The 22,664-nt window shown below is 70.4% G+C and carries 12 protein-coding genes; 3 read left to right on the forward strand and 9 right to left on the reverse strand.

All coding sequences use genetic code 11. The features are described 5' to 3' along the window. Positions 1-42: 42 nt before the first annotated feature. On the reverse strand, positions 43-2,754 hold the full coding sequence (locus EDF51_RS14225) for a glycoside hydrolase family 2 protein (protein WP_132100712.1): 2,712 nt from the start codon (positions 2,752-2,754) through the stop codon (positions 43-45). A 256-nt stretch (positions 2,755-3,010) separates the two neighbouring features. Between EDF51_RS14225 and EDF51_RS14230 the strand changes: the two genes are divergently transcribed. After that, positions 3,011-3,430 (forward strand): pilus assembly protein CpaE, encoded by a 420-nt coding sequence (locus EDF51_RS14230; RefSeq protein WP_131847075.1) that lies wholly within the window; start codon positions 3,011-3,013, stop codon positions 3,428-3,430. A 78-nt stretch (positions 3,431-3,508) separates the two neighbouring features. Here EDF51_RS14230 and EDF51_RS14235 read toward each other — a convergent pair whose 3' ends face one another. Beyond that, entirely contained in the window at positions 3,509-7,729 is a 4,221-nt protein-coding gene (locus EDF51_RS14235; protein WP_132100713.1) for a hypothetical protein, read from the reverse strand. A 90-nt stretch (positions 7,730-7,819) separates the two neighbouring features. On the opposite strand from EDF51_RS14235, the gene EDF51_RS14240 reads away from it, so the two are divergent. After that, positions 7,820-8,650, forward strand: coding sequence for an aldo/keto reductase (locus tag EDF51_RS14240; protein WP_131847077.1), 831 nt, complete (start codon positions 7,820-7,822; stop codon positions 8,648-8,650). A gap of 85 nt (positions 8,651-8,735) precedes the next feature. On the opposite strand, the gene EDF51_RS14245 is transcribed toward EDF51_RS14240, so the two are convergent. The 7 genes from EDF51_RS14245 to dnaK all read right to left on the reverse strand — a co-directional run bounded on the left by EDF51_RS14245 (position 8,736) and on the right by dnaK (position 18,725). Further along, positions 8,736-10,790 (reverse strand): hypothetical protein, encoded by a 2,055-nt coding sequence (locus tag EDF51_RS14245; protein WP_132100714.1) that lies wholly within the window; start codon positions 10,788-10,790, stop codon positions 8,736-8,738. A gap of 99 nt (positions 10,791-10,889) precedes the next feature. Continuing rightward, complete coding sequence (locus tag EDF51_RS14250) at positions 10,890-12,035, reverse strand: class I SAM-dependent methyltransferase (protein ID WP_131921352.1); 1,146 nt, start codon at positions 12,033-12,035, stop codon at positions 10,890-10,892. A 148-nt stretch (positions 12,036-12,183) separates the two neighbouring features. After that, positions 12,184-14,589, reverse strand: a complete 2,406-nt coding sequence (locus EDF51_RS14255; protein ID WP_134195406.1) for a M60 family metallopeptidase — start codon at positions 14,587-14,589, stop codon at positions 12,184-12,186. A gap of 38 nt (positions 14,590-14,627) precedes the next feature. Then, entirely contained in the window at positions 14,628-15,038 is a 411-nt protein-coding gene (locus EDF51_RS14260) for a MerR family transcriptional regulator (RefSeq protein ID WP_123293837.1), read from the reverse strand. 125 nt (positions 15,039-15,163) lie between these two features. Then, positions 15,164-16,174: a DnaJ C-terminal domain-containing protein gene (locus EDF51_RS14265; RefSeq protein ID WP_134195408.1), complete on the reverse strand. Its 1,011-nt coding sequence runs from the start codon at positions 16,172-16,174 to the stop codon at positions 15,164-15,166. 23 nt (positions 16,175-16,197) lie between these two features. Next, positions 16,198-16,857, reverse strand: a complete 660-nt coding sequence (locus tag EDF51_RS14270; protein WP_123672067.1) for a nucleotide exchange factor GrpE — start codon at positions 16,855-16,857, stop codon at positions 16,198-16,200. Positions 16,858-16,859: 2 nt separating this feature from the next. Continuing rightward, entirely contained in the window at positions 16,860-18,725 is a 1,866-nt protein-coding gene (gene dnaK / locus EDF51_RS14275) for a molecular chaperone DnaK (protein ID WP_123293529.1), read from the reverse strand. A 263-nt stretch (positions 18,726-18,988) separates the two neighbouring features. On the opposite strand from dnaK, the gene EDF51_RS14280 reads away from it, so the two are divergent. Beyond that, the gene (locus tag EDF51_RS14280) at positions 18,989-22,390 is read left to right on the forward strand and encodes an Ig-like domain-containing protein (protein WP_166673404.1); all 3,402 of its coding nucleotides are present in this window, start codon (positions 18,989-18,991) and stop codon (positions 22,388-22,390) included. Positions 22,391-22,664 lie beyond the last annotated feature (274 nt).

The raw sequence follows: 22,664 nt of genomic DNA on the forward strand, positions 1-22,664 counted from the left end.
GAGCGGCGCACCACCAAATATATCACTGTGTCGTTCTGTATATCAATGTTCGAGCGCGCGGTCCAGGCTCCACAGGACGGGTTCGGCACGGAGCGCCGGGATGTCGGCCTCGGTCACGCCGGTGAGCCGGAAGGTCACCCGCTCCCCGGGCAGCAGGGTCATGAACCCACGGTCCACCGCACCGGCCGCGGTCACCCGGTCGGGCTGCACGAGCAGGTCGCGGACGAGCGTCTCGGCTTCGACGGTCAGGTCGAGCCCGCCGTCGACGGGTGTGAACGAGGTGCGGTACCGCGCGGGTTCCCACCGCACGTCGACGTCGGGGCCCGGTGTCCAGACCGCCCGACGCCAGTCCATGTCCGCCACGATGAGCTCCCGCGCGGGGTCGTCGACCACGCCGACGGACTCGGGCAGGGCGACGACGGCGACCCCGGCGGACGACAAGCGCACGGGCAACGACGCCTCGGCCAGGATCGTGCCGGCCGTGGTGACCCGTCGCACGCGCACCACGCTGTCGTGGCCGCCGCGCGTGGACCGGACGGCGACCTCGACGGGCGAGGACCCGAACGCACCGGGCGAGACGCCGAGGGACAGGGTGTCCGCCACGTCGCCCAGATCAGCCGTCTCGCCTGCGGAGGCCGAGTGGCCGGGGTGATCTGGGCCTCCCGTCCGATCCGCACCAGACGCGACCGGTGAGACGGGCGACGACGCCGGCGAAGCAGCCGGCCCGGAGACGGCGGACGGCGCGACCGCCACCCGCGACACGGGACGGATCGTCAGCAGGACGTCGTCGTACAACCGACGCAGCTCGTGCGCGAGCGGCTTCAGCCGCCCCGCCGAGTCGATCGCCGACCACGACGACACCGGCCACAGGTCGTTGAGCTGCCACATCACCACGCCCGTGTTGCGCGGCCAGTGGGTGCGCCAGTGCTCGACGCCCGTCGCGATGGCCCGAGCCTGCTGCAGCTGCGTCAGGTAGTGCCACGCATCGAACGAGAAGGGCTCCGTGCCGAACCGGGGCTCGATGCCGCGGGCCAGCTTGCCCATCCCGTCGGCAGCCTTCTGGTGGTGCACGACCCCGGGTGCGTCCTGCGACAGCACCTCGTCCGCGACCCCGTCCCGCAGCGTCCGCCAGGCGGGCGGCGCCTGCCAGCCGAACTCGGACACGAACCGCGGCACGGATCCGCGGTAGGCGGTGTCGGGCAGGCGGTTCCAGGCGTCCCACGAGTGGTGCGTCTCGTGGTCGACGTCGTTCGCGGGCAGCGACTCGGCGCCCGACCACGGCGAGGCCACGGTGTAGAAGCGCGACGGGTCGACCGCGTCGACGATCGTCGGCAGCAGGTCGAGGTAGTAGTCGAGGCCCCAGCCGCGGTCACCGAGCGAGTCCGCCCAGCCGTCCACGTCGTGCAGCCAGATGTTCTCGTTGTTGCCGTTCCACAGCACCAGCGAGGGGTGCCGCGCGAGGCGGGCGACGTTGTCGCGGGCCTCGGCGATGACCTCGCTGCGGATCGGTTCGACCTCCGGGTACGCCGAGCACGCGAACGGGAAGTCCTGCCAGACGAGCAGGCCGAGCTCGTCGCAGACCTCGTAGAAGTCGCGCGACTCGTACACACCGCCGCCCCACACGCGCACGAGGTTCGTGCCGAGCGAGGCCGCCGCGGTCAGACGGGACTGCAGGCGCGCGCGGTCGACGCGCGAGATGATCACGTCGTCGGGGATCCAGTTCACCCCGCGCACGTCGATCAGCGTCCCGTTGACGTGGATGCCGAAGGGACGACCCATGTCGTCCACCTGCGTGTCGATCCGCGTCGACCGGAAGCCGGTGCGGAACGTGTCGCGGTCGAGCACCTCGCCGTCCACCGTCTGCAGCTCGACGACCACGTCGTACTGCGCCTGCGCGCCGTAGCCGCGGGGCCACCAGCGCAGCGCCTCGGGCACGCGCACGGTGACGACGGTCTCGTCGTCCTTCGGTGTCAGCTGCGCCCGCGACCGCTGCCGCGTCGGCGTGCCGTCCTCCTTCAGGCCGCTCACGGTCACGACGAGCACCAGGTCGTCGTCCTCGCCGTCCTGGTCCAGGTCGTTGAGGCCGGAGCGCTCGACGGTGATGTGGGCGTCGAGCACGCCCTCGCCGGCCTCGACGTCGACGAGCGGGCGGACCTCGCGCAGCCGCGCGGTCGACCACCGCTCGATCGCGACCGGTCGCCAGGGACCGCTCGTGACGGCGGTGAGCCCCCAGTCCCAGCCGAAGTTCGAGGCGTTCTTGCGGATGTACGGGAACGGCTCGTCGTACGGGCCCGGCATGCTGCCGGCCTTCGCGGCGACCCGGCCGGCCTCGCGGTACGGCGACTCGAACAGGATCTCGAGGTCCTTCGTCGTCGCGCCGGACCCGGTCTGCACGCGCGCGTCGAAGCGGTAGCGGCGGTGCATGTTCCGGGTCGTGCCCACGACGACGCCGTCCAGGCTCAGTTCGGACACCGTGTCCAGGCCGTCGCAGACCAGGTCGACACGCTCGTGGCCGCGCGGGTCGACGTCGACCGCGGTCCGGTAGGCCCAGTCGGCCCGGCCGACCCACTTCGCCGCCTGCTCGTTCAGGTGGAAGGTCGGGTCCGGCAGCAGGCCCTCCCGCTCCAGGTCGGTGTGCACCTGCCCCGGCACCGTCGCCGGGATGCTGCGTCCCGCGACGCCGTCCGGCGCGCCGGTTCCTCCGGCCATGGTCACGGTCCAGCCGTCGCGGAGTTCCTCGCGTTCGAGGGTCATGCAGGTCCTTCTCTTCGGCGGACGGGGTGTCCGTCGCCTCGGTCGGGACGCCGGCCGGTGGCCCGCCCCGTGGCCGGTTGGTCGGCCTGGAGGCGCGGCACCGGTTGCCCGGGCGTCGTCACGTCGCGCGCGCGATCGGGTGGCGCTCGCGCGTGGGGGTGCTCGGCGATGCTAGTACGGGATGCTTTCGGCAACCTACGTGGTGACAGCGCGACTTCGTGGTGACAGCGCGGTCTCGCGCGTGCAGGGTGGGGAGGTGATCACCGTTGCACTCGCCAGGACCCTCCGCGACGCCGGCCTGCGCTGGCACCCCGAGACGGGCGACCGCTTCGTCATCGACAAGCCCGAGGTGGACGAGGACGTCTACACCGTGTCCGAGATGACCGTCGAACGACACGACTCCCCCACCGGCACGATCCTCGGCTTCAACGGGACGACCGAGTGGGCGCTCGACTCCGTGACCGCGTCGGAGTCGCTCTGGCTGCCGCGTGAGGACCAGTTGCGCGAGCTCCTCGGTCCGTCGTTCATCGGGTTGACCCGGGTGTCGGTGAACGGCCGGATCGTCTACACGGTCACCGCGACGATCGGCGGTGCTGACCGCAGCTTCGCGTCCGAGGTCCCCGCGATCGCCTACGGCCAGGCGCTGCAGGCGTACATCGCCGCTGCGCTGGAGTGACGGACCGCCCCTGTCCCTGGGCTGGGACAGGGGGCGGTCCGTGTTGGCTGCGCTGTGTCGTGCCGGCGCCGCTGCGCGTCAGACCTGGCGGTCGTCCGGGCGGCGCTGGCGGCGCCAGAGCAGCAGGACCGCTCCGGCGAGCAGGAGCACGATCGTCGCGGGGACGCCCATCGCGAGGACGGTCGATCCGGTGAACGCGAGTTCCACCGGCGCGGCGGAGGGCTTCTCGGCGGCGGGCACGGGCTGCGGCTCGGCGTGCAGCTTCGTGTGCACCTCGAGCGAGAACACCCAGACCGGCTTCGTCGACGCCGCGGCGGTGGTCACGCCGAACGTCGCTGGCGTCGCGGTCTGCCCCGTGCTCGCAGCACCCGGCTCCTCGGTCGTGGCACCGTCGGCGCGCGTGACCTGGCCGGCCACCTGACCGGTGATCGCGGCCTCGCCGGTCGCTGCTTCTTCCTCGGTCACGACGTGCGCGTCGCTCTCGCACGTGGCACGCTGCCCCGGCTCGACCGTGGACTCCTCGCAGGTCACCGCGGGCATGCCCTCGGCCTGCTGCAGGTCGTGCACCGCGAGGTTGCCGGTGTTGAGCACCTCGTAGCGGACAGACACGCGGTCGCCCGGGCGCAGCACGTGGTCATCGGCGACGACCTTCGTGCTGCCGTCGGTTCCGTGCAGCACCGGCTCGGCGGACAGGTCGAGGGCGCTCTTCGCCGTCAGGCCGACCTGGACCTCGTCGCGCGAGGTGACGGAGTCTCCGGCGGGACCGGTCGCGTCGAGCACCGCTGCGACCGTCACTGTGCCGTGGTCGACGTCCGCCTGGGTGAGCACGTACTGCGGGGTCGTGCAGTCGATCGACGCACCCGGTGCGACACCCTCGCCGACGCACTCGACCGGTAGACCGGCGAGTTCGACGACCTCGGCGCGGGTCCCCGTCAGCGTGACGTTCCCCGCGTTGGTGGCGCGGATGCCCACGCTCACGTGGTCACCGGCGCGCGGCGCCTCGTGCTCGGACTCCGCCAGGTGCGCGGTGACCTGGACCTGCACGCCCGGGGCGCGCTCGATCGCAGTGCCGGCCTTCGCGCCGGCAGTCACGGTCTGGTCGTCCGGGCCGACGGCCGCTGCGGTGAGGGCGAACTGCACCTTGCCCGCGTCGACGTCGCCCTGGGTGAGCGCGTACTCCGCCGCTGCGCAGTCCGCCGAAGCACCGGGAGCGACCCGCTCGGCGGGGCAGGCGACCGTCGTGCCGGCCCGCTCGTCGACGATGCCGCTCAGGTCGTGCACCGTGACGTTGCCCGTGTTCGTGATCGACATGCGGACCGATGCCGTGTCGCCCGCGGTCGGGGCTCCGTGGTCGGTGTCGTCGAGCGCAGCCGTGGCCGTCGTCGTGATCGACGGCGCTCGCACGATCGAGAGTGTCGTGTCGGCACGGGCCTCGACGCGCTGACGGTCGGCACCGGTCGCTGCGCTCGACAGCACGAACCGGACGGCACCGCTGTCGACGTCGCTCTGGGTGAGGGTGTACTCGGACACCTCGCACGTCACCGCGGCGCCCGGGGCGAGATCGTCGTCCGGGCAGTCGACCTCGAGGCCCGCACGGTCTTCGACCTTGCCGCGGATGCCCGTGACCGTGACGTTGCCGGTGTTCCGGATCGTCATCGTGACCGTCGCGGTGTCGCCGGCCAGGGGGACCTCGTGCTCGTTCGCACCGAGGACGCTCGTCGCCGACACGGCGATGGCCGGCGCGCTGACGAGCTCGACCGCCACGGTGTCCGATGCCTGGGCACGCGAACCGCCGGGGCCGTTCGCGTTGACCGTGAGCGCGAAGTCGACGGTGCCGGCGTCGATCTCGTCCTGCGTCAGGACGTGGTCGCCGACGGAGCAGGTCGCCGCGGCGCCGGGGGCGAGCGCACCCTCGGCGCACTCCACGTCCAGGTCGAGGCCGTCCACCTCGGCAGCGAGGCCCCGCAGGGTGGTGTTGCCGGAATTGCGCGCCGAGACGGACAGCTCGACGTGGTCACCGGCCTTCGGCGCGCGGGACTCGTCGGCCAGGCCGGCGGTCGCGGTCGCGACGATGCCGTGCTGGCGGTCGACGGTCACCGACGCAGAGTCCGAAGCAGTCACGCGACGGTCGTCGGGTGCGGTGGCGGTCGAGGTCAGGGCGAACCCGACCGTGCCGGCGTCGATCTCCCGCTGGCTCAGGGTGTGGTCCGGAACGGTGCAGTCGACGCTCGCGCCGGGTGCGAGCGGGGAGGTCGGGCAGGAGACGGGCATGCCGTCGCGGTCCTCGACCTCGGCGGCGACGTCGCGGAGCGTGACGTTCCCGGTGTTGCGTACGGCGACGCTCAGCGTGACCTCGTCACCGGGAGCGGGGGTCTTGCCGGCGGTGTCGAGCGCCGGGGTGACGGTCGTGGCGAGCGCGGGGGCCTGGGCGACCGTGGTCTGTGCGGTCCGGGCGTCACCACGGACCGGCTGACCGGCGGCGTCGACTGCGGTCATCGTGGCGACGAACGTGACGGTGCCGCGGTCGACGTCGTGCTGCGAGACGGGGTGCGAGCCCTCGACGGCGCACTCGATGGACGCGCCGGGCGCGAGGCGGGTCGGCGGGCACGCGACGGTCATGCCGGGCTCGTCGGCCACGGTCACCGCGAGGTCGCGGATCGAGACGTTGCCCTCGTTGGTCACCGTCACCGTGAGCCCGATGTCGTCACCGACCGCGGGGGCACCGCCCCGCGCGACGGGCGTGATGGCGAGCAAGGCGCGCGAGGTGGTGCTCGAGGTGGGGACGGTGGCGGTTGCGCTGGCCGTCACGGCCTGGCCGGCGCGCGATCGTGCAGAGACCGTGGCGGTGTCGTCGATCGAGCCGTGGTCCAGGTCGTCCTGCGTGACCGGCCGGGGAGCGGTCGCGCACGCGGCGGATGCTCCGGGGGCGAGCTGCCGCACGTCGCAGTCCGCGTCGCCGTTCGGGCTGGTCAGCGTGACGTCCCGCACCAGGACGTTGCCGGTGTTGTCGACGGTCGTGCGGAACGAGACGGTCTCGCCGAGGTCGGCGACGGCGTCACCGTTGCCGCCGGACAAGACGGCCTGGTCGGTGACGCGCAGCTCGTTCACCTCGGGGGCGAAGGTGATGCTCGCCGAGCCGGTCGGCAGGTCGACGCCGGTGCGCTCGGTCACGGCGTCTGCACCGATCGTGTACGTGCCGGGAGCCGAGGCGCTGACGTCGAACGTCACCGTGCAGTCCGGTGCGTCGATGTCCAGGTCGCCCGACGCACCGATGGTCGTGGCATCTGCCTCGACGTCGAGGTCCGCCGCGGCGCAGGTGGTCGCGACCTTCGGGTCGGACGCGACGCTGAGGCCTTCGGGCAGCGCCTCGGCGAAGGACCAACCGGGCTTCGAACCGTGCTCGCTCGTGTTCACGACGCGCGCCGTCATGCGCGCGGTGTCCCCGACGATCGGGGCGCCGGAGAACTCGTTCGCCAGGGTCGGGGTCGAGTCGACGATCGTCACTCGGTCGATCGCGCCGTCGTTGCCGCTGTAGGACGACTGGGCGTTGCGGAGACGCCATCGCAGGGTGTCGCCGGAGAAGAGCACGCCGCCGTTCGAGACGAACTCGCCGCCCTTGTACGTGTTGCCGCCCGCGGTGAAGGTGCTCGAGCGAGGGTCGTTGCAAGGGTCGAGGGGACGCTCGGACACCGGGTGCTCGGCAGATCCGTCCACCAGCAGGAAGTCGAGCAGCGGGTGGTCGAACCCGACACAGCTTCCGGCGGCGGCGCTGACACCGAACGACACGAAGCGTCCGGTCTGCCCGAGCGAGAAGTCATCGCGCGACTCGATCTGAACGGCGTTCCGCGGCAGGTTGCGCGACGCGGTCCAAGCACTCACGACGTGGTTGGTCTCCGGGTCCTCGCCGGTGATCTGCCCGAGGACCGACCCGAGCTGCTTGAGCTGGGGGTTGGCGTCGCAGGATGCCATGTCGGAGCTGCTGGCGCTCGTGACGATGCCGTTGCACTCAGCGGCGTTGATCCACGCCGGGTCGGCCGTGTAGGTCTCACCGTTCGCGCCCTTGTACGCGTTCAACAGCACCGGCGTCGTCGTGACGCCGTTCTCGAAGTCCTCGACGAACAGGATCGTGGAGTCGGCGGCAGAGTCGGTCCGTGCGGATCCGGCGTCGGCCGCGGGGGCCGGGACTGCCGTGGCGGCGAGCGGGGTGGCGAGCGCGGCGACCAGGCCGGCCGCGGTCGCTACGGCGGCGACGCGCGGCGCGGTGCGCGCACGAGGGCGTCGTGAAGCGTGTCGGTTCATCACGCCAGAATACCAATATTCTGCATTTGACTTGAACGGTCCTGGGAGCGAGCGGAATGCCTGGGAGCTGGTCGGGTGTTGTCTGGACTCATGACCGTTCCGAACATCACCCTGAACGACGGCAAGACCATCCCGCAGCTCGGCTTCGGCGTCTTCCAGATCGACCCCGCGTCGACCAAGGAAGCGACGCTCACAGCGCTCGAGGTCGGCTACCGCCACATCGACACCGCCGAGATGTACGGCAACGAGAAGGAGGTCGGCGAGGCCATCGCGTCGTCCGGCATCCCGCGTGACGAGATCTTCGTCACCTCGAAGCTCAACAACGGCTTCCACGACCCTTCGGCAGCTGCCGAGAACGGCAAGAAGTCAGCTGACCTGCTCGGCGGCTACACCGACCTGTTCCTCATCCACTGGCCGCTGCCCACCGTCTCGGACTTCGTGCCGACGTGGAAGGCGCTCGAGGAGCTCTACGCCGCTGGCACCTCCCGCTCGATCGGCGTCAGCAACTTCCAGGCCCACCACCTGCGCCGCCTGCGTGCCGAGACGGACGTCCCGCCGGCCGTGAACCAGATCGAGGTGCACCCGTACCTGACCCAGGACGAGCTCCGCGCCGTGAACAACGAGCTCGGCATCGCGACCGAGGCCTGGTCCCCGATCGCCCAGGGCCTCGTGCTCGACGACGAGACCATCACCCGCATCGCCGGCGCCACGGGCAAGAGCCCGGCGCAGGTCGTGCTCCGCTGGCACATCCAACGCGGCGACATCGTGTTCCCGAAGTCGGTCACGCGTGCCCGCGTCGAGGAGAACTTCGCGATCTTCGACTTCGAGCTCTCCGACGAGGACATGACGGACATCACGACTCTCGACAAGGGCCACCGAACGGGTCCGGACCCGGACACGTTCGACTACGTCCCGGCCTGATCGCTCGGAACACACGACGAAGCCGCCCGGGGAGACCCGGGCGGCTTCGTCGTCTCCGTCGCGTCCGGAGTCGTACCGGTGTGGATCAGGCGTCGGCGTCCGGGCCCACCTCGAGTCGGCGACGTCGAAGCGTCAGGAGCACGCCACCGGCGGCCGCGAGCCCCAGGCCGAGGACCGCTGCGACGAGCACCCCGTCGGAGCCCGTCCACGCGAGCCGGTCCGGTCCGCCGGACGACGGTCCGCCGACGGTCGACGCGTTCTGGGGACCGTCCCCGGGCCCAGCGGCGGAACCGGCACCCGGTACCGCGGTCGGATCGGCCGTCGGCCCCGCGGTCGGCGCCGTGGTCGGATCCGGCGTGGGTTCCGCCGTCGGCTCCGGCGTGGGCCCCGGCGTCGGGTCGACCGCACCGGCCTCGATCTCCACCCGGAGCTCGGCGGACGCGACCTGCCCGGCGTTCGACGTGATCTCATACCGCACCGGCGACGCGACCCCGCTGAAGCCGCCCTCGGGCGTGAACGTCACCCGCCCGGCGTCGTCCACGACGTACGTGCCCTCGCCCGGAACGCGCAGCTGTTTGCCGTCGTCGGACAGCTCCGCACCGTCGAATCCCTCGTCGGTGAGCCGCAGCGAGCCGAGGTCGGCACCGCTGCCGTCGAGCGCGTCGTTCCCCACGACGTCCACGACCACTGGTTCACCCTGCTGTCCGGTCGCAGCGTCATCCGAGGCGACGGCGTCCGGCAGCACGACGTCGAACGCGATCGTGTCCGTGTTGTTCGTCAGGTCGACGTCGCTCACCGAGCCGTCCCGCGCGACCGCGGCCCGCCCTTCGTCGAACCGGCCGGTGGTGAAGTCGGTGACACTCTCCACCGGCGCCGAGTACGTCCCGCTCCTCGTGGTCGCCGGCACGGTCCCGCGGGCCAGCAACTCGATCTGCCCTCCGGGCGGCGCCGTCCAGTCGGTCGCCACGACTCCTGCGCCCTGATCGGCACCGCACGACGCGCCGCCCGTGGCCTCGCACGACCAGGTGACGTCCTCGAGCGGGAGCGCATCGATCAGTGCCGTCGTCCGCGCCACTGCGTCGGTGGGCCCACCGATCGTGGCCGGCCCGTCGTTGACCGATCGGACGCGGAACGACACGTCGTCGCCTGAGGTCACCGGCCCCTCGGTGTCCACTGACGCCGTGGTCACGACGTCGGTCGGCTGTGTGGCCCGCACGTTGCGGATCTCGTGGAACTCGGCCCGCCCGCCGGTCGACGCGCTGAACCCGAAGCGCATCTGGCCAGGCAACGCCGTCGCCGGCAGGTCGGTCGAGATCAGGTGGTGCAGCTCCGCCGGCTCCGAGCCGACGGGGGTGGCGTCCGACATCGTGACGATGGCCGTGATGCCACCGGCGTCCCGGGGCACGACGTCGACCTTCACGTGCCGGTAGGTCGCCGTCTCGGCGTCGACGCCGCGGTCCTCGAGGAACCCGTCGCCGCGGTTGCCCGTCGTCGCCAGCACGGGGTAGCACTCAGCCTCGGCCCCGCGGACGGTGACGGCGTTCTGGATGAACTCCGGCAGCGCGAAGTTGCCGAACCGGTCGAACCCGACGCCGACGACACCGCCGTCCAGTCCTGCCGAGCAGGCGGACTTGCCGTCGAAGTAGCCGAGTCCGCCGCCCACGGGGCCGATGGAGTCGAGCGGCATCGCGGCGTCCTGCAGGAAGAACCCGATGCCGTCGGCGTACCCGGTGTCGGTGGGGCTCCACATCCGCTGGTCGAACTCGACGGTCAGTCCGTTGCTCGAGTCGTACGGCACCTCGTTGTACACCGCCGAGGCCATGTACTTGGCGTTGTCGGTCATCCGCAGCCACTTGCCCGCCGAGCCGTTCTCGACGATCGCGGCCTGCTGGTCGTTCGAGGCGATGCGAGCCCAACCCGACGGCATCGTGGTGCCGACGGGCAGGTCCACGAACGGATCGTGGACCGGGAACGGGTCGACGGCGTGGGCCGGTGGTGCATCTGCGACGACGCCCGCGCCGGCGACGAGCGCGCCCAGGGCGACCATCGGGACCAGCGCGACGGTGACGGCCGCGCGGGACGGACGGGCACGAGGCGGACGGGCCGGCGGTGGAAGAGCACGGGTGGAGCGAGTGTGCATGGGAGTCCTCTCTGACGGTGCAGGAGACGACTGTGCACGGGTCGCGGAGTGGTCCGCAAGTATTATCCGTACGATATTCCGCGTTCGGTATGGCGGGCCTCAGTGCGGGGCAGCGACCGACGCCGTGACCGTGAACTTCGGGGTGCGCAGGACTTGCCGCGTCGGCCCGACCAGGCGCTCCAGTACCGGCCGGTAGCGCAGGTGCCCGTTCCACACGCACCACAGTTCGCCGCCGGGCTGCAGGACGGTGGCCGCGTTCCGGAACATCGCCTCGGCCGCGTCGGTGGTCACCGTGGTGTCCGCGTGGAACGGGGGGTTGCAGAGCACGAGCTGGGCGGACCCGACGGCGAGCTCGTCCCCGGCGTCGGTGCGCAGTGCCGTCACCCGGTCAGCGACGCCGTTCGCCTCGGCGGTCGCCCGTGTGGACGCCACCGCGATCCGGGACACATCGGTCGCGATCACCTTGACGTTCGGCCGCCGCAGTGCGATCGCCGCGGCGATGACACCGTTGCCGGACCCGAGGTCGACGACGGTCCGCGCGGTCGGCACCGCGGCGTCCATCGCCTCGAGCAGCACCCGGGTGCCCTGGTCGAGCGAGGTACCGGCGAACACCCCGCCGTGCGCGACGAGCGTCATGCCGAGGTCGTCGACGTGCACCGATCTGGGCCAGGGATTGGTCGCGGCCGCACGGTTCGCCTGGGCACGCAACGGGTCTTGCGCGATGAGCAGGCGCGACTTCCCCCGCCCCCGCGAAGCCGTGACCTCGCCGAACGAGCGGCGCAGCACGTCGTTCTGCGACAGGTTCATGTACTTGACGTTGCCGCCGCACAGCAGCACGACGTCGGGAGCGGCGAACCGCGCGACGGCCCGGGCGATCTCGTCGAGGCGGTCGTGTGACTTCGACAGCCGCAGCACGACGAGCCGGACGTCGCGGAAGGCGTCTTCGAGCGAGTCCGGGTGGTGGAATCCGCGCAGACCGAACGTGCCAGCGTTGGCCTCGAGCGCGCGTTCCCCGACGAGCGAGTCCTGCACTACGCGGATGTCCGATGCGCCGTACTGCGTGATGAGCCCGAGGGTCAGGACTCCAAGACGGTCATCGACGACCGCCACCTCGCCGGGCTGCCGCAGGGCGTCCCCGTGCACGTGCGGCGCCTCGTCGATCAGGAACCGGTCGGTGCCGTCGATCGCGATGAGGTCCGGGGCGGTGTCGTCGCGGCGGCGGAAGAGGTCGGCGAAGTCTGGCACCGCGTCAGCGTACCCATCCCTCGACGGCGGACCTCGCAGCGGCGCGGACGACCGCGTCCAGTTCACGCGGACCAGCGTGCGACTGCACGTCGCCGCCCGAGCTCCACGACGGCAGGTCGGTCCGGGGGCGCTCCTCGTTGCAGAGGACTCAGCCGGTGGTGCCCTCCGCACGCAGCTCCAGCGACGAGTCGCCCGCGACCGCGTCGGCCGGGACACGGACGACCGGCTTCCAGCGAAGCGTCGAACCCGGGGGCATCGAGAACCCCGAACCCGTCTGCAGCGTGAACCGCATCGTCGTGCCGCCGTCGGCGAGCGTCCCGCCCCGCAGCACGAGGTTCGCGCTCGTCCGCCAGTCCTCGCCCGGCTTCCGGTACATGCCGGCGAGCGTCGACTGCCCGGGTGCGAAGGTCGTGCCGTCCGGACTGGTCAGCGTGATCGCCCCGGTGATCGTCGAGATCTGGGCGTGGACCTGCAACCCGGCCTCGACCTCGACGTCGGCGCCGCGGGTCAGGGCGGTCTTCGGGCCCTGCAGTCCGGACAGGGACTGCCACCCCGGGATCGCCTCGGGCGCGGTCAGGTGCAGTTTGCCGTCCGCGATCCGGAACGCCTGGGGCGCGCTCGAGTCCGAGATGAGCGAGTCGGAACGGTACGCGGCGAGGAGCGTCGGTTGCGCGTGCAGGACGAGCACGAACTCGCCGTCCGCGTACGGGCGGTCCCGGAAGGTCTCGTCGAGGACCTTGCCCGTCTGGTTGCCCTGCACCGTGCCCGTGGCGAGTACCGTGCCGTCCGCCGCGAAGTGCGTGACGGTCAGGTAGGCGTTCGATCCCCAGGACCAGTGCGCGTCGTAGGACGTGACCGCCCGCCACCGGAGTTCCTCGTTCCGCTGATCGAGCCACAGGTCGCCGACGACGCGGTTCGACGCCCCGCGCAGCACGATCGAGTCCCCGCCGACGGCCGCAGTCCTGACGACGATCGTGTCCTCGGCGCCGGTGTCGCTCCGGAGCCGCACGAGGAGCCGTCCGGTGTCGGTACCGACGGCATCGGCGACCGCTGCGGCGTCCACGGCGGTCGCGCTCCCTCGGCCGCTCGCGGTCCCGAGCCCGGTGACCGTCGGCGCGGCGACCACGTGCTCGCCGACTGGCACGGGCGACACTGCTCCGGTGACCACGCCGACCGGCGGGTCGTAGTCGGGGACGAGTCGTTCCACGATGCGGTGTCGTGAGTCGACGTTGTCCCAGATGGGCTCCCGCAGGTCGGGGAGCGCACCGATGACGGCGCGGGTCGCGTCCGACATCGGGAACCCGAGCTGGTCGTAGAACGGCGCGAGGTCACGGTCGGCCACCCGCGAGGCGACCTCGACGAAGATCGCATGCTTGTCGTCGATGGTCAGGGCGTTCACGTTCGTCTTCGCCGCCTCGGCACGCAGCGCCGCGAAGAACCTCGGCAGGTAGCCGTCGCCGAACGCGCGGCGCAGCTGTTCCCATGCCAGGAGCCGGACCCGGTCGTGGGCGCCTTCCCAGTCCCGGTCCGCGATCGGTGTGGTGAAGTACCGCTCGAGGAGCGGGATGCTCTCGTCCCACCGGCTCCCGAACCCGAGTCCGTCCTGCACGGCGAGCGCGGACAGGTTGGTGATGGTCTCCGCGGTACCCGGGAAGATGTTGATCGGTGCTTCGTAGGTGTGGCCGATCTCGTGCCACAGCCCCCACAGCCCACTCAACGGAAGCCGGAAGAGATCGGCGGCAGCACCGGTGCCGGTCTGGAACATGATGCGCGCGTTGCTCGCGTTGGCGTACCCGGCACCGGAGTCGGGTGAAGCGATGTGGATCCGGTGCGGGTACTTGTGCGAGGTCCCGACGGCACGCTCGTCGAGGCCGTACGTCTCGTTCGTGAGCTCGATCACCCGGTCCCAGTTCGCGGTGCGCTCCGCGAGGTCGGCACCGGCGATGGCCGTGCCGGTCTTCGGCTTCTGGAAGTCGCCGAACATCCGGTCCGACACCACCTCGACGAACGGTGCATCGGCGAACCGCCGGAGGTCCGCTGCGAACGAGTCGGCGGTCGACTGGCCCCGGACGTAGGTCGGGACGGCAACACCGCCGGCGATCGTGACCGTCGCTTCCCCGGTGTCCGCCGCGCTGACCATCGAGACCATCCCGTCGTGCGGAGCCGTGACACGGTTCACGCCAGCGGTCAGTCGCGTCTGCTGGTACCCGACATCGGCGCCCGAGTTGTGCGCCGCGTACGGGCCGATCAGCCCGATGGCGACGTCCATCGCCGGCGCACCGGTCGGTACCGACACGGTGACGACGTCGCCGGCGGCGACGAACCGTCCGGCAGGCTGCAGATCACTGTGCCGGAACCGCCGCCCCTCTGCTGTGGCCGCGGCCGCCGCATCACCGATGCCGTGCACCAGGACGCTCGTCGCGTCGCCGTTCGCCGAGTGCTCGATCACCGTCTCGTGGACGTCGACTCCGCCGGTTGCCGCTGCGGCGACCCCGCCACCGATGGCGAGTGCCGTGACGATGAGGACAGCAGGGAGGGCAGGAAACAATCGCATACAGATATTTTACATGCGGTATGGCGATTCGGGAAGGGTCAGCGCGGCCCGCGGTACAACACGATCTGCGTGTTCCGCTGCGGCCGCGCACCGGCCCGCAGCGACACCGCGGCACCCGTCGTCGTCGCCGCGAACACGCGCGCGCCCGGCCGGTTGATGAGCTGGTCGGCCAACGCGGTCTCGAGCTCGCGCACCCGGTCGCGCAGGTCCTTGTTCTCGTTCTCCAGGTCGAGCACGCGCCGGATCCCCTCCAGCGACACCCCCTCGGAGCCGAGGCGCGCGATCTCGCGCAGCTGCGCGACGTCGCGCATCGAGTAGCGGCGGGAACCGCCGCGGGTCCGGCCGGGCACGACCAGGCCGAGCCGGTCGTACTGCCGCAGCGTCTGCGGGTGCATCTCGGACAGCTCCGCGGCGACCGCGATCGCGAAGACGGGCGAGTTCTCGTCCATGTCGGTCATGGCGTGTTCCTTCCGTCGTTCGCGTGGTGGTGAAAACCAGCCTGGAGGCCCGGCGAGCGTCCGTCAGGAAGCCGCACCCCGCCTCCAGGCCGGTTTACTGCTGTGGTTGCGTGACGCTAGTCACGCGCCTTGGCGAGGAGGTCCTCGCGCGGGTTCTCGTCGGGAAGCGCCTCGGCGAGTGCCTCGACGGCCTCACGCTGCTTGTCCGACAGGTGCGACGGCACCGCGACCTGGACGGTCGCGAGCAGGTCGCCCGTGCCGTTCTTCGTCGCGACGCCACGGCCCTTGACGCGCAGGACGCGACCCGACGGCGTGCCGGGAGCGACCTTCAGCTTGACGGGCGAACCGCCGAGCGTCGGGACCTCGATCGTCGCGCCGAGGGCTGCCTCGACGAACGTCACGGGGACGTCCACCCGCAGGTTCAGACCATCGCGCTCGAAGACCGGGTGCTTGCGGACCGAGACGGCGACCACCAGGTCACCGGCCTCGCCGCCGTCGGGCGAGGGTTCGCCCCGACCGCGGAGCCGGATCTTCTGGCCGTCCGCGACCCCCGCGGGGATGCGGACGTTCACCGGTCGACCGTTGCCCTGCGACAGCTTGACGGTGTCGCCGGCGATCGCCGTGGTGAAGTCGAGCGTGGTCGACGCCGTGACGTCGCGACCCTTCGTCGGTCCACCGAAGCCGCGGTAGCCGCCGGAGGTCTGGCCGAAGCCACCACCGCCGCCGAACATCCCGCCGAGGATGTCCTCGAAGCCGCCCGCACCGCCCGGGCCGCCCTGGCCGAAGCGGACGCGCTGTCCGCCCCCGCCCTGCTGCTGCCCGAACATCCCGCCGAAGACGTCCTCGAAGCCGCCGCCCTGGCCCCCGCCGCCCGCCGTGAAGCGGGCGCCGGAGCCCATGGCGCGGACCTGGTCGTACTCCTGGCGCTGCTCCTTGTCGGAGAGCACCGAGTAGGCCTCGCTGATCTCCTTGAAGCGGTTCTCCGCCGCGGCGTCACCCGGGTTGGAGTCCGGGTGGAACTGCCGCGCGAGCTTCCGGTAGGTCTTCTTCAGCTCGGCCTCCGACGCGTCCTTCGACACTCCGAGGACCTTGTAGAAGTCCTTGTCGAACCAGTCCTGACTGGCCACTGGTACCTACCTTCCGTTCCGGCTCAGGCCGGGACCGCCACCGCGACCTTGGCCGCACGCAGGACGCGCTCGCCGAGCTTGTAGCCCGGCTCGACGACGTCCGCCACGGTCTGGCCGGTGGCACCCGGGGTCGGGAGCTGGACGATCGCCTCGTGGATGTTCGGGTCGAAGGCTTCACCCTTCTCGCCGATCTGCACGAGCTTGAACTTGTCGAAGCCCCCGCGGATCTTCTGGCCGATGACCTGCATCGGACCCTCGGCGAGGTCACCGTGGGCCTCGGCCCGGGTGAGGTCGTCGAGCGCCGGCAGCAGGGCCCGCACCACCTCGGCGATGGCGACCTCGCGGTTCGCCTCACGGTCACGCTCGACGCGCTTCCGGAAGTTCACCAGCTCGGCCTGCGCACGGAGCATGTCCGCACGCATCTCGGCGACGAGGTCGCGGTCCGTGTCGGACAGCTTGTCCTCTTGGATACCGCGGGCTGCGTCGTCGAGCAGGGCCTGGTCCTCCGGGGAGAGGTCGTTCGCCGCGTCCGTTGCCGGGCCGCCGGCGGCGGGGCCGTCGGTCGGTACTTCGACGTCGGGCCCCTCCGCCTCGATGAGGTCCTCGGGCTCGGCCGCGTTCGTGGCGTCGCCCTCGACCTGAGGGTCTTCCTCGTTCGGCACGTTGTCCTTGGGATCCGTCATCGTTACTTCTTGTCCTTGTCGTCCTCGTCGTCCACGACCTCGGCGTCGACGATGTCCTCGTCGTCCGCCGGCTGCTCACCCGCGGGCTGCTCGCCACCGGCTGCACCGGCTGCTGCATCCTGCTGGCTGTAGATGGCCTGGCCGAGCTTGCCCTGCGACTCGTTGAGCTTGTCGAAGGCCGTCTTCACGGCGTCCTCGTCCTCGCCCGCGAGCGCCGACTTGAGCGCGTCGACGTCGGCCTGCACCTCGGACTTGACGTCCTCGGGGAGCTTGTCGTCGTTCTCCTTGATGAGCTTCTCGATCGAGTAGACGAGCTGCTCGGCCTGGTTGCGACGCTCGTTGGCCTCACGACGGGCCTTGTCCTCGGCCGCGTGCTCCTCGGCTTCGCGGACCATGCGCTCGATGTCCTCCTTCGGCAGCGACGAGCCGCCGGAGATGACCATCGACTGCTCCTTGCCGGTGCCCTTGTCCTTGGCGGACACGTGCACGATGCCGTTGGCGTCGATGTCGAAGGTGACCTCGACCTGCGGGACGCCACGGGGAGCCGGCGCGATGCCGGTGAGCTCGAACGTGCCGAGCGGCTTGTTGTCGCGGGTGAACTCGCGCTCGCCCTGGAAGACCTGGATCGCGACCGACGGCTGGTTGTCGTCAGCGGTCGTGAAGGTCTCGCTCCGCTTGGTCGGGATCGCGGTGTTGCGGTCGATGAGCTTCGTCATCAGGCCGCCCTTGGTCTCGATGCCGAGCGACAGCGGCGTGACGTCGATGAGCAGGACGTCCTTGCGCTCGCCCTTCAGCACACCGGCCTGCAGTGCGGCGCCGACGGCGACGACCTCGTCCGGGTTGACGCCCTGGTTCGGGGACTTGCCACCGGTGAGCTGCTTGACGACCTCGGCCACGGCGGGCATGCGGGTCGAGCCACCGACGAGCACCACGTGCGCGATGTCGTTGACCGAGACACCGGCTTCCTTGATCACGTCGTTGAACGGCTTCTTGGTGCGGTCGAGCAGGTCGGAGGTCATCTGCTCGAACTGTGCGCGCGAGATGGTCTCGTCGAGGTTGAGCGGGCCCTCGGCCGTGAGCGTCAGGTACGGCAGCTGGATGTTCGCCGACATCTGCGACGACAGTTCCTTCTTGGCCTGCTCAGCGGCTTCCTTCAGGCGCTGCTTGGCGATCTTGTCCGTGGACAGGTCGACGCCGTGCTCGTCCTTGAACTTCTTGATCAGGTAATCGACGATGCGCTGGTCCCAGTCGTCGCCACCGAGGCGGTTGTCACCGGAGGTCGCGCGGACCTGGATCGTCGAGAAGTCGTCGTCCTTGCCCACCTCGAGCAGGGAGACGTCGAACGTGCCGCCACCGAGGTCGAAGACCAGGATGAGCTCGTCTTCCTTGCCCTTGTCGAGGCCGTAGGCCAGAGCGGCCGCGGTCGGCTCGTTGATGATGCGGAGGACGTTGAGGCCGGCGATCTCACCGGCGTCCTTCGTGGCCTGGCGCTCGGCGTCGTTGAAGTACGCCGGCACGGTGATGACCGCGTCGGTGACGTCTTCACCGAGGTACTGCTCGGCGTCGCGCTTGAGCTTGCCGAGGGTGCGGGCCGAGATCTCCTGCGGCGTGTACTTCTTGCCGTCGATCTCGGTGGTCCAGTCGGTGCCGACGTGACGCTTGACCGACGCGATGGTGCGGTCGACGTTCGTCACGGCCTGGCGCTTGGCGGTCTCGCCGACCAGGACCTCGCCGTCCTTGGTGAAGGCGACGATCGACGGCGTGGTGCGGAGGCCCTCGGCGTTCGCGATGACGGTGGGCTCGCCACCCTCGAGAACGCTGACGACCGAGTTGGTGGTTCCGAGGTCGATGCCTACTGCACGTCCCATGTGTGGTGCTCCTTCTTGCTCGAGGTAAGTCGTTGGACTTGCGTCCGATGGACTCAACTCTACTCAGGACCCGGCTCGCGTCAACTCAGGGCGGCCGAAGTTGCGTCGATCCCACTCAACTCCCAGCCAACAGCGCGCCATGCAATGTTTCGCATGTCATATTCCATGTGATATTCTGGGCTTGCAGGCTGGCCGAGAGGTCCTGGACTGCGATCCCCCACCGTGCCGCGGATTTACGGCGGCCCTCCCCGAAAGAACGTCACATGTCTCGAAAGAAGAGGGCAACGGCCCTCAAGTCCTTCGGCGCGGCAGGTCTCGCCGCAGCCACGCTCGTCTCCGGCTTGTCCTTCGGTCCGGCCGCCTCCGCCGCTTCCGCGGCCCCGTCCCCCACCGCATCGGGTGATCGCCTGACCGGCAAGATCGTCTTCAAATACCCTTTCAACGAGCAGTACGCCGCTGTTGATAAGAACTTCGGCTCCAAGTGGTATTCGACGTACGAAGCGGCACTGCAGAACGCCGCTCCAGGATGGGAGATCCCCGCCAAGGGATCAACAGGCATCATCAAGAACAGCGACGGTCGCTGCGTACAGAATCCTGGCTGGGACTTCGGCGGACGGCTGTTCTTCATGGGAGCCTGCGACTCGGTTCAAGCTCAGAGTGGCACTTACTACTCCACCGGTCAGCTGGCGATGGCCCCGTGGGCGATGTGGCACAACGGTTCAGGCTTGTCGACTGGCAACCAGTCGAGCCTTGAACTTGCGAGCGGCAAGGACATGCGCCCCGCGCAGTCCCCACTCGTTGCGAAGGTCGACTCCGTGGACAACGTCGCGAAGACTGCCGTCGTCTCCGGCACCGCCACCCCCGGCGCCGCGATCACTGTCAGCGGCACCTCGTTCGCGACCACCGCGGACGGCACCGGCAAGTGGTCCCTCACCGTCCGCGACCTCCCCGTCGGTGCGAACGGCCGCACCATCATCCAGAAGGTGAACGGCACCGAGGTCGACCGCGTCAACGTCACGATCACCATCGGCGCGCCCTCGACGACGCTCGGGACGTACAACCTCACCGGGAAACCCAACACCGGCGACGCCTTCGCCAACGGCACCCAGGGCACTGTCTCCTGGAACGCACGAGCCAAGACCGGCGAGACCGGCGTCGACATGGAGAGCGGAACCTCGTACTCCTGGCTGTTCACCATGCCCCGCGGCTACGAGGTCTACGACCTCCCCGCCGGGACGAACAACGGCGTGTGGAAGGACGAGTGGATCACCGGAACCAACTCGAACGGCCTCCAGACGCTGACCTACAAGGCCACCAACGTCTCCGCGGTCACGCAGAAGAACGTCGCCAAGGGCGTCGCCACCCGCACCTTCAAGATCCGTGCGACCACGCAGCCGACAGCCGACGCCACCCTGTTCACCGTGTTCACGGCACCTCCGGGATACACCTCCACCACGCCCGTCGCGATCACGACGCTCAAGGCAGCCGAGATCCCGGCCGACCCAGCACCGCTCGTCGTCCAGACTCCGGCCAACGGCTCGGTCGTGGACACCAAGCGTCCGACGTTCTCCGGTACCGGTGACGAAGGCGCGACCATCGAGGTCAAGGGCAACTCCGGCCGTGTCGTCGCCTCGGCGACGGTCAAGGACGGCAAGTGGTCCGCTCCGGCGGACTTCGACCTCGGCGAGGGCTTCTACGACCTCGGCGTGACCCAGACCCCACTCACGGGCTCCGCCGAGACGAAGCGCGTGAACTTCACGATCCGCACCGAGGCCCCGGCGAACCCGGCCCCGCTCGTCGTCCAGACCCCGGCGAACGGCTCCACGGTCGACCAGAAGCGTCCGGTGTTCTCCGGTACGGGTGACAAGGGCGCACGTGTCGAGGTCAAGGGCACGTCCGGCCGCGTCGTGGCCGCTGCAGTGGTCGATGACAACGGCAACTGGTCCGCCCCGGCGACGTTCGACCTCGGCAACGGTGTCTACGACCTCACCGCGACGCAGACCCCGGTCCGTGGCAACGCCGACTCGAAGCCCGTCTCGTTCACGATCAACGCCTCGGAGTTCTCCACGGCGCTGACCGCCACGGGCGCCTTCGACCAGGACGTCACCAAGCCCGCGACGATCTCGGGCGCGGCGACCACCGGCGCGACCGTCGTCGTCAAGGACAGCCTCGGCAACGAGATCGGCCGCCTCGTCGCAAGCGACGGCCGCTACACGATCCCGGTCCCGGCGAACCGCGCACAGTTCGGCGTGAACGAGTTCAGCGTCACCCAGACGCTGAACGGCAAGACCTCCGCAGCCGTGAACGTCTCGCTCGACTACGGCACGCCGACGCCGATCAACATCACCTCGCCGGCGAACGGCGCGACCGTCAACAAGGAGGGCCTGACCTTCACCGGCACCGGTCAGACCGGCGCGAAGGTCACCGTCCGTGGCACCGTGAACGCGATCGCCAGCGGCGACGTCGTGAACGGCGAGTGGACCGCCAAGGTCGACTTCCCGCTGACGAGCAACCTCTACAACTTGTGGGCGGTGCAGACCACCAAGGGCGGTCTGACCACCCAGCAGGCGATCACCGTGACGGTCACGGACGAGCAGGCGGTCACCCCGCTCACCGCGACGGCGGCGTTCAACACCACCGACGAGAACCTGCCGGCGACGATCTCCGGCGCGGCCCAGATGGACGCCACGGTCACCGTGAAGGCTGCTGACGGCTCGATCGTCGGTACCGCGAAGGCGACCGGCGGTCGGTACACGATCACGATCCCGCCGGCCAAGGCGAAGTTCGGTGTCAACACGTTCACGGTCACCCAGACCGTCAACGGCGCCGTGTCCGCCCCGTTGAACCGCTCGCTCGACTACGGCAACCCCGTCGCCCCGGTGATCTCCACCCCGGCGAACGGCGCCACCGTGACGAACGGCCAGATCCGCTTCACGGGCACCGGCGCCACCGGCGCCAAGCTCGACATGCGCGGCAAGACCTCGTCGATCGGTGACACGAAGGTCGCCAACGGTGCCTGGACGGTCGATGTCTCCCGGCAGCTCACCCCCAACCTCTACGAGCTGCACGCGCTCCAGACGAGCAAGGGCGGGCTGACGAAGCAGGCCGAGATCACCGTCACGGTGCAGGACAAGCAGGTCACGGAGCTCACCGCGGCCGGCTCGTTCCAGGCCGACGTCGAGAAGCAGGCCACGATCAGCGGCAACGCTCAGACCGGCGCGACCGTCGTGGTCCGCGAGGGCAGCACCGTCATCGGCACCACCACCGGCGCCGACGGCAAGTACTCGCTCTCGATCCCGGCCACCGTCGCGGGCGTCCGCACCTTCACCGTCACCCAGACGGTCGACGGTGAGGTCTCCCCCGCCAAGACGGCGACGCTCGACTACGGCACGGCGACCCAGGTCGTCGTGAACACCCCGGCCGAGGGCGCACAGGTCCCCGGAACCGGCATCACGTTCACCGGTACCGGCCAGGCTGGCTCGAAGGTCGTCCTCGGCGGCACCACGAGCCGACTCGGCGAGGCCACGGTCAACTCCGAAGGCGAGTGGTCCATCACGATCAGCCGCACGCTGACCCCGCAGGTCTACGTGCTCTACACGAAGCAGATCACGAAGGGCAACCTGATCGGCGACGCGGTGGTCACGACCATCAACGTCACCCAGTAACACCCCAGCAGGACCCGACGGCCCGACCCCACCCAGGGGTCGGGCCGTTCGGCGTCCCCGGCACCTGCGCAACGCGCAACGCCAGCGGCACCGGCACCGGCACCGGCACCGGCACGACAACCCAGCAACCGCAACCGCACCGGCCCACCACCCACCGCCGACCGCCGACCGCCGACCGCCCTGCCACAGCCCACAGCCCACAGCCCACAGCTCACGTTCACCAACGACGAAGGCCGCCGCCCGTCGTGACGACGGGCGGCGGCCTGGCCGCTCA

This window comes from Curtobacterium sp. PhB25 (assembly GCF_004365375.1).
Classification (GTDB): domain Bacteria; phylum Actinomycetota; class Actinomycetes; order Actinomycetales; family Microbacteriaceae; genus Curtobacterium.

Excerpts from the sequence above, each read along its gene's own strand:
- EDF51_RS14225 (WP_132100712.1), bottom strand. The coding sequence starts at position 2,754 with ATGACCCTCGAACGCGAGGAACTCCGCGACGGCTGGACCGTGACCATG.
- EDF51_RS14235 (WP_132100713.1), bottom strand. The coding sequence starts at position 7,729 with ATGAACCGACACGCTTCACGACGCCCTCGTGCGCGCACCGCGCCGCGC.
- EDF51_RS14240 (WP_131847077.1), top strand. The coding sequence starts at position 7,820 with ATGACCGTTCCGAACATCACCCTGAACGACGGCAAGACCATCCCGCAG.
- EDF51_RS14245 (WP_132100714.1), bottom strand. The coding sequence starts at position 10,790 with ATGCACACTCGCTCCACCCGTGCTCTTCCACCGCCGGCCCGTCCGCCT.
- EDF51_RS14255 (WP_134195406.1), bottom strand. The coding sequence starts at position 14,589 with ATGCGATTGTTTCCTGCCCTCCCTGCTGTCCTCATCGTCACGGCACTC.
- EDF51_RS14260 (WP_123293837.1), bottom strand. The coding sequence starts at position 15,038 with ATGGACGAGAACTCGCCCGTCTTCGCGATCGCGGTCGCCGCGGAGCTG.
- EDF51_RS14270 (WP_123672067.1), bottom strand. The coding sequence starts at position 16,857 with ATGACGGATCCCAAGGACAACGTGCCGAACGAGGAAGACCCTCAGGTC.
- dnaK (WP_123293529.1), bottom strand. The coding sequence starts at position 18,725 with ATGGGACGTGCAGTAGGCATCGACCTCGGAACCACCAACTCGGTCGTC.
- EDF51_RS14280 (WP_166673404.1), top strand. The coding sequence starts at position 18,989 with ATGTCTCGAAAGAAGAGGGCAACGGCCCTCAAGTCCTTCGGCGCGGCA.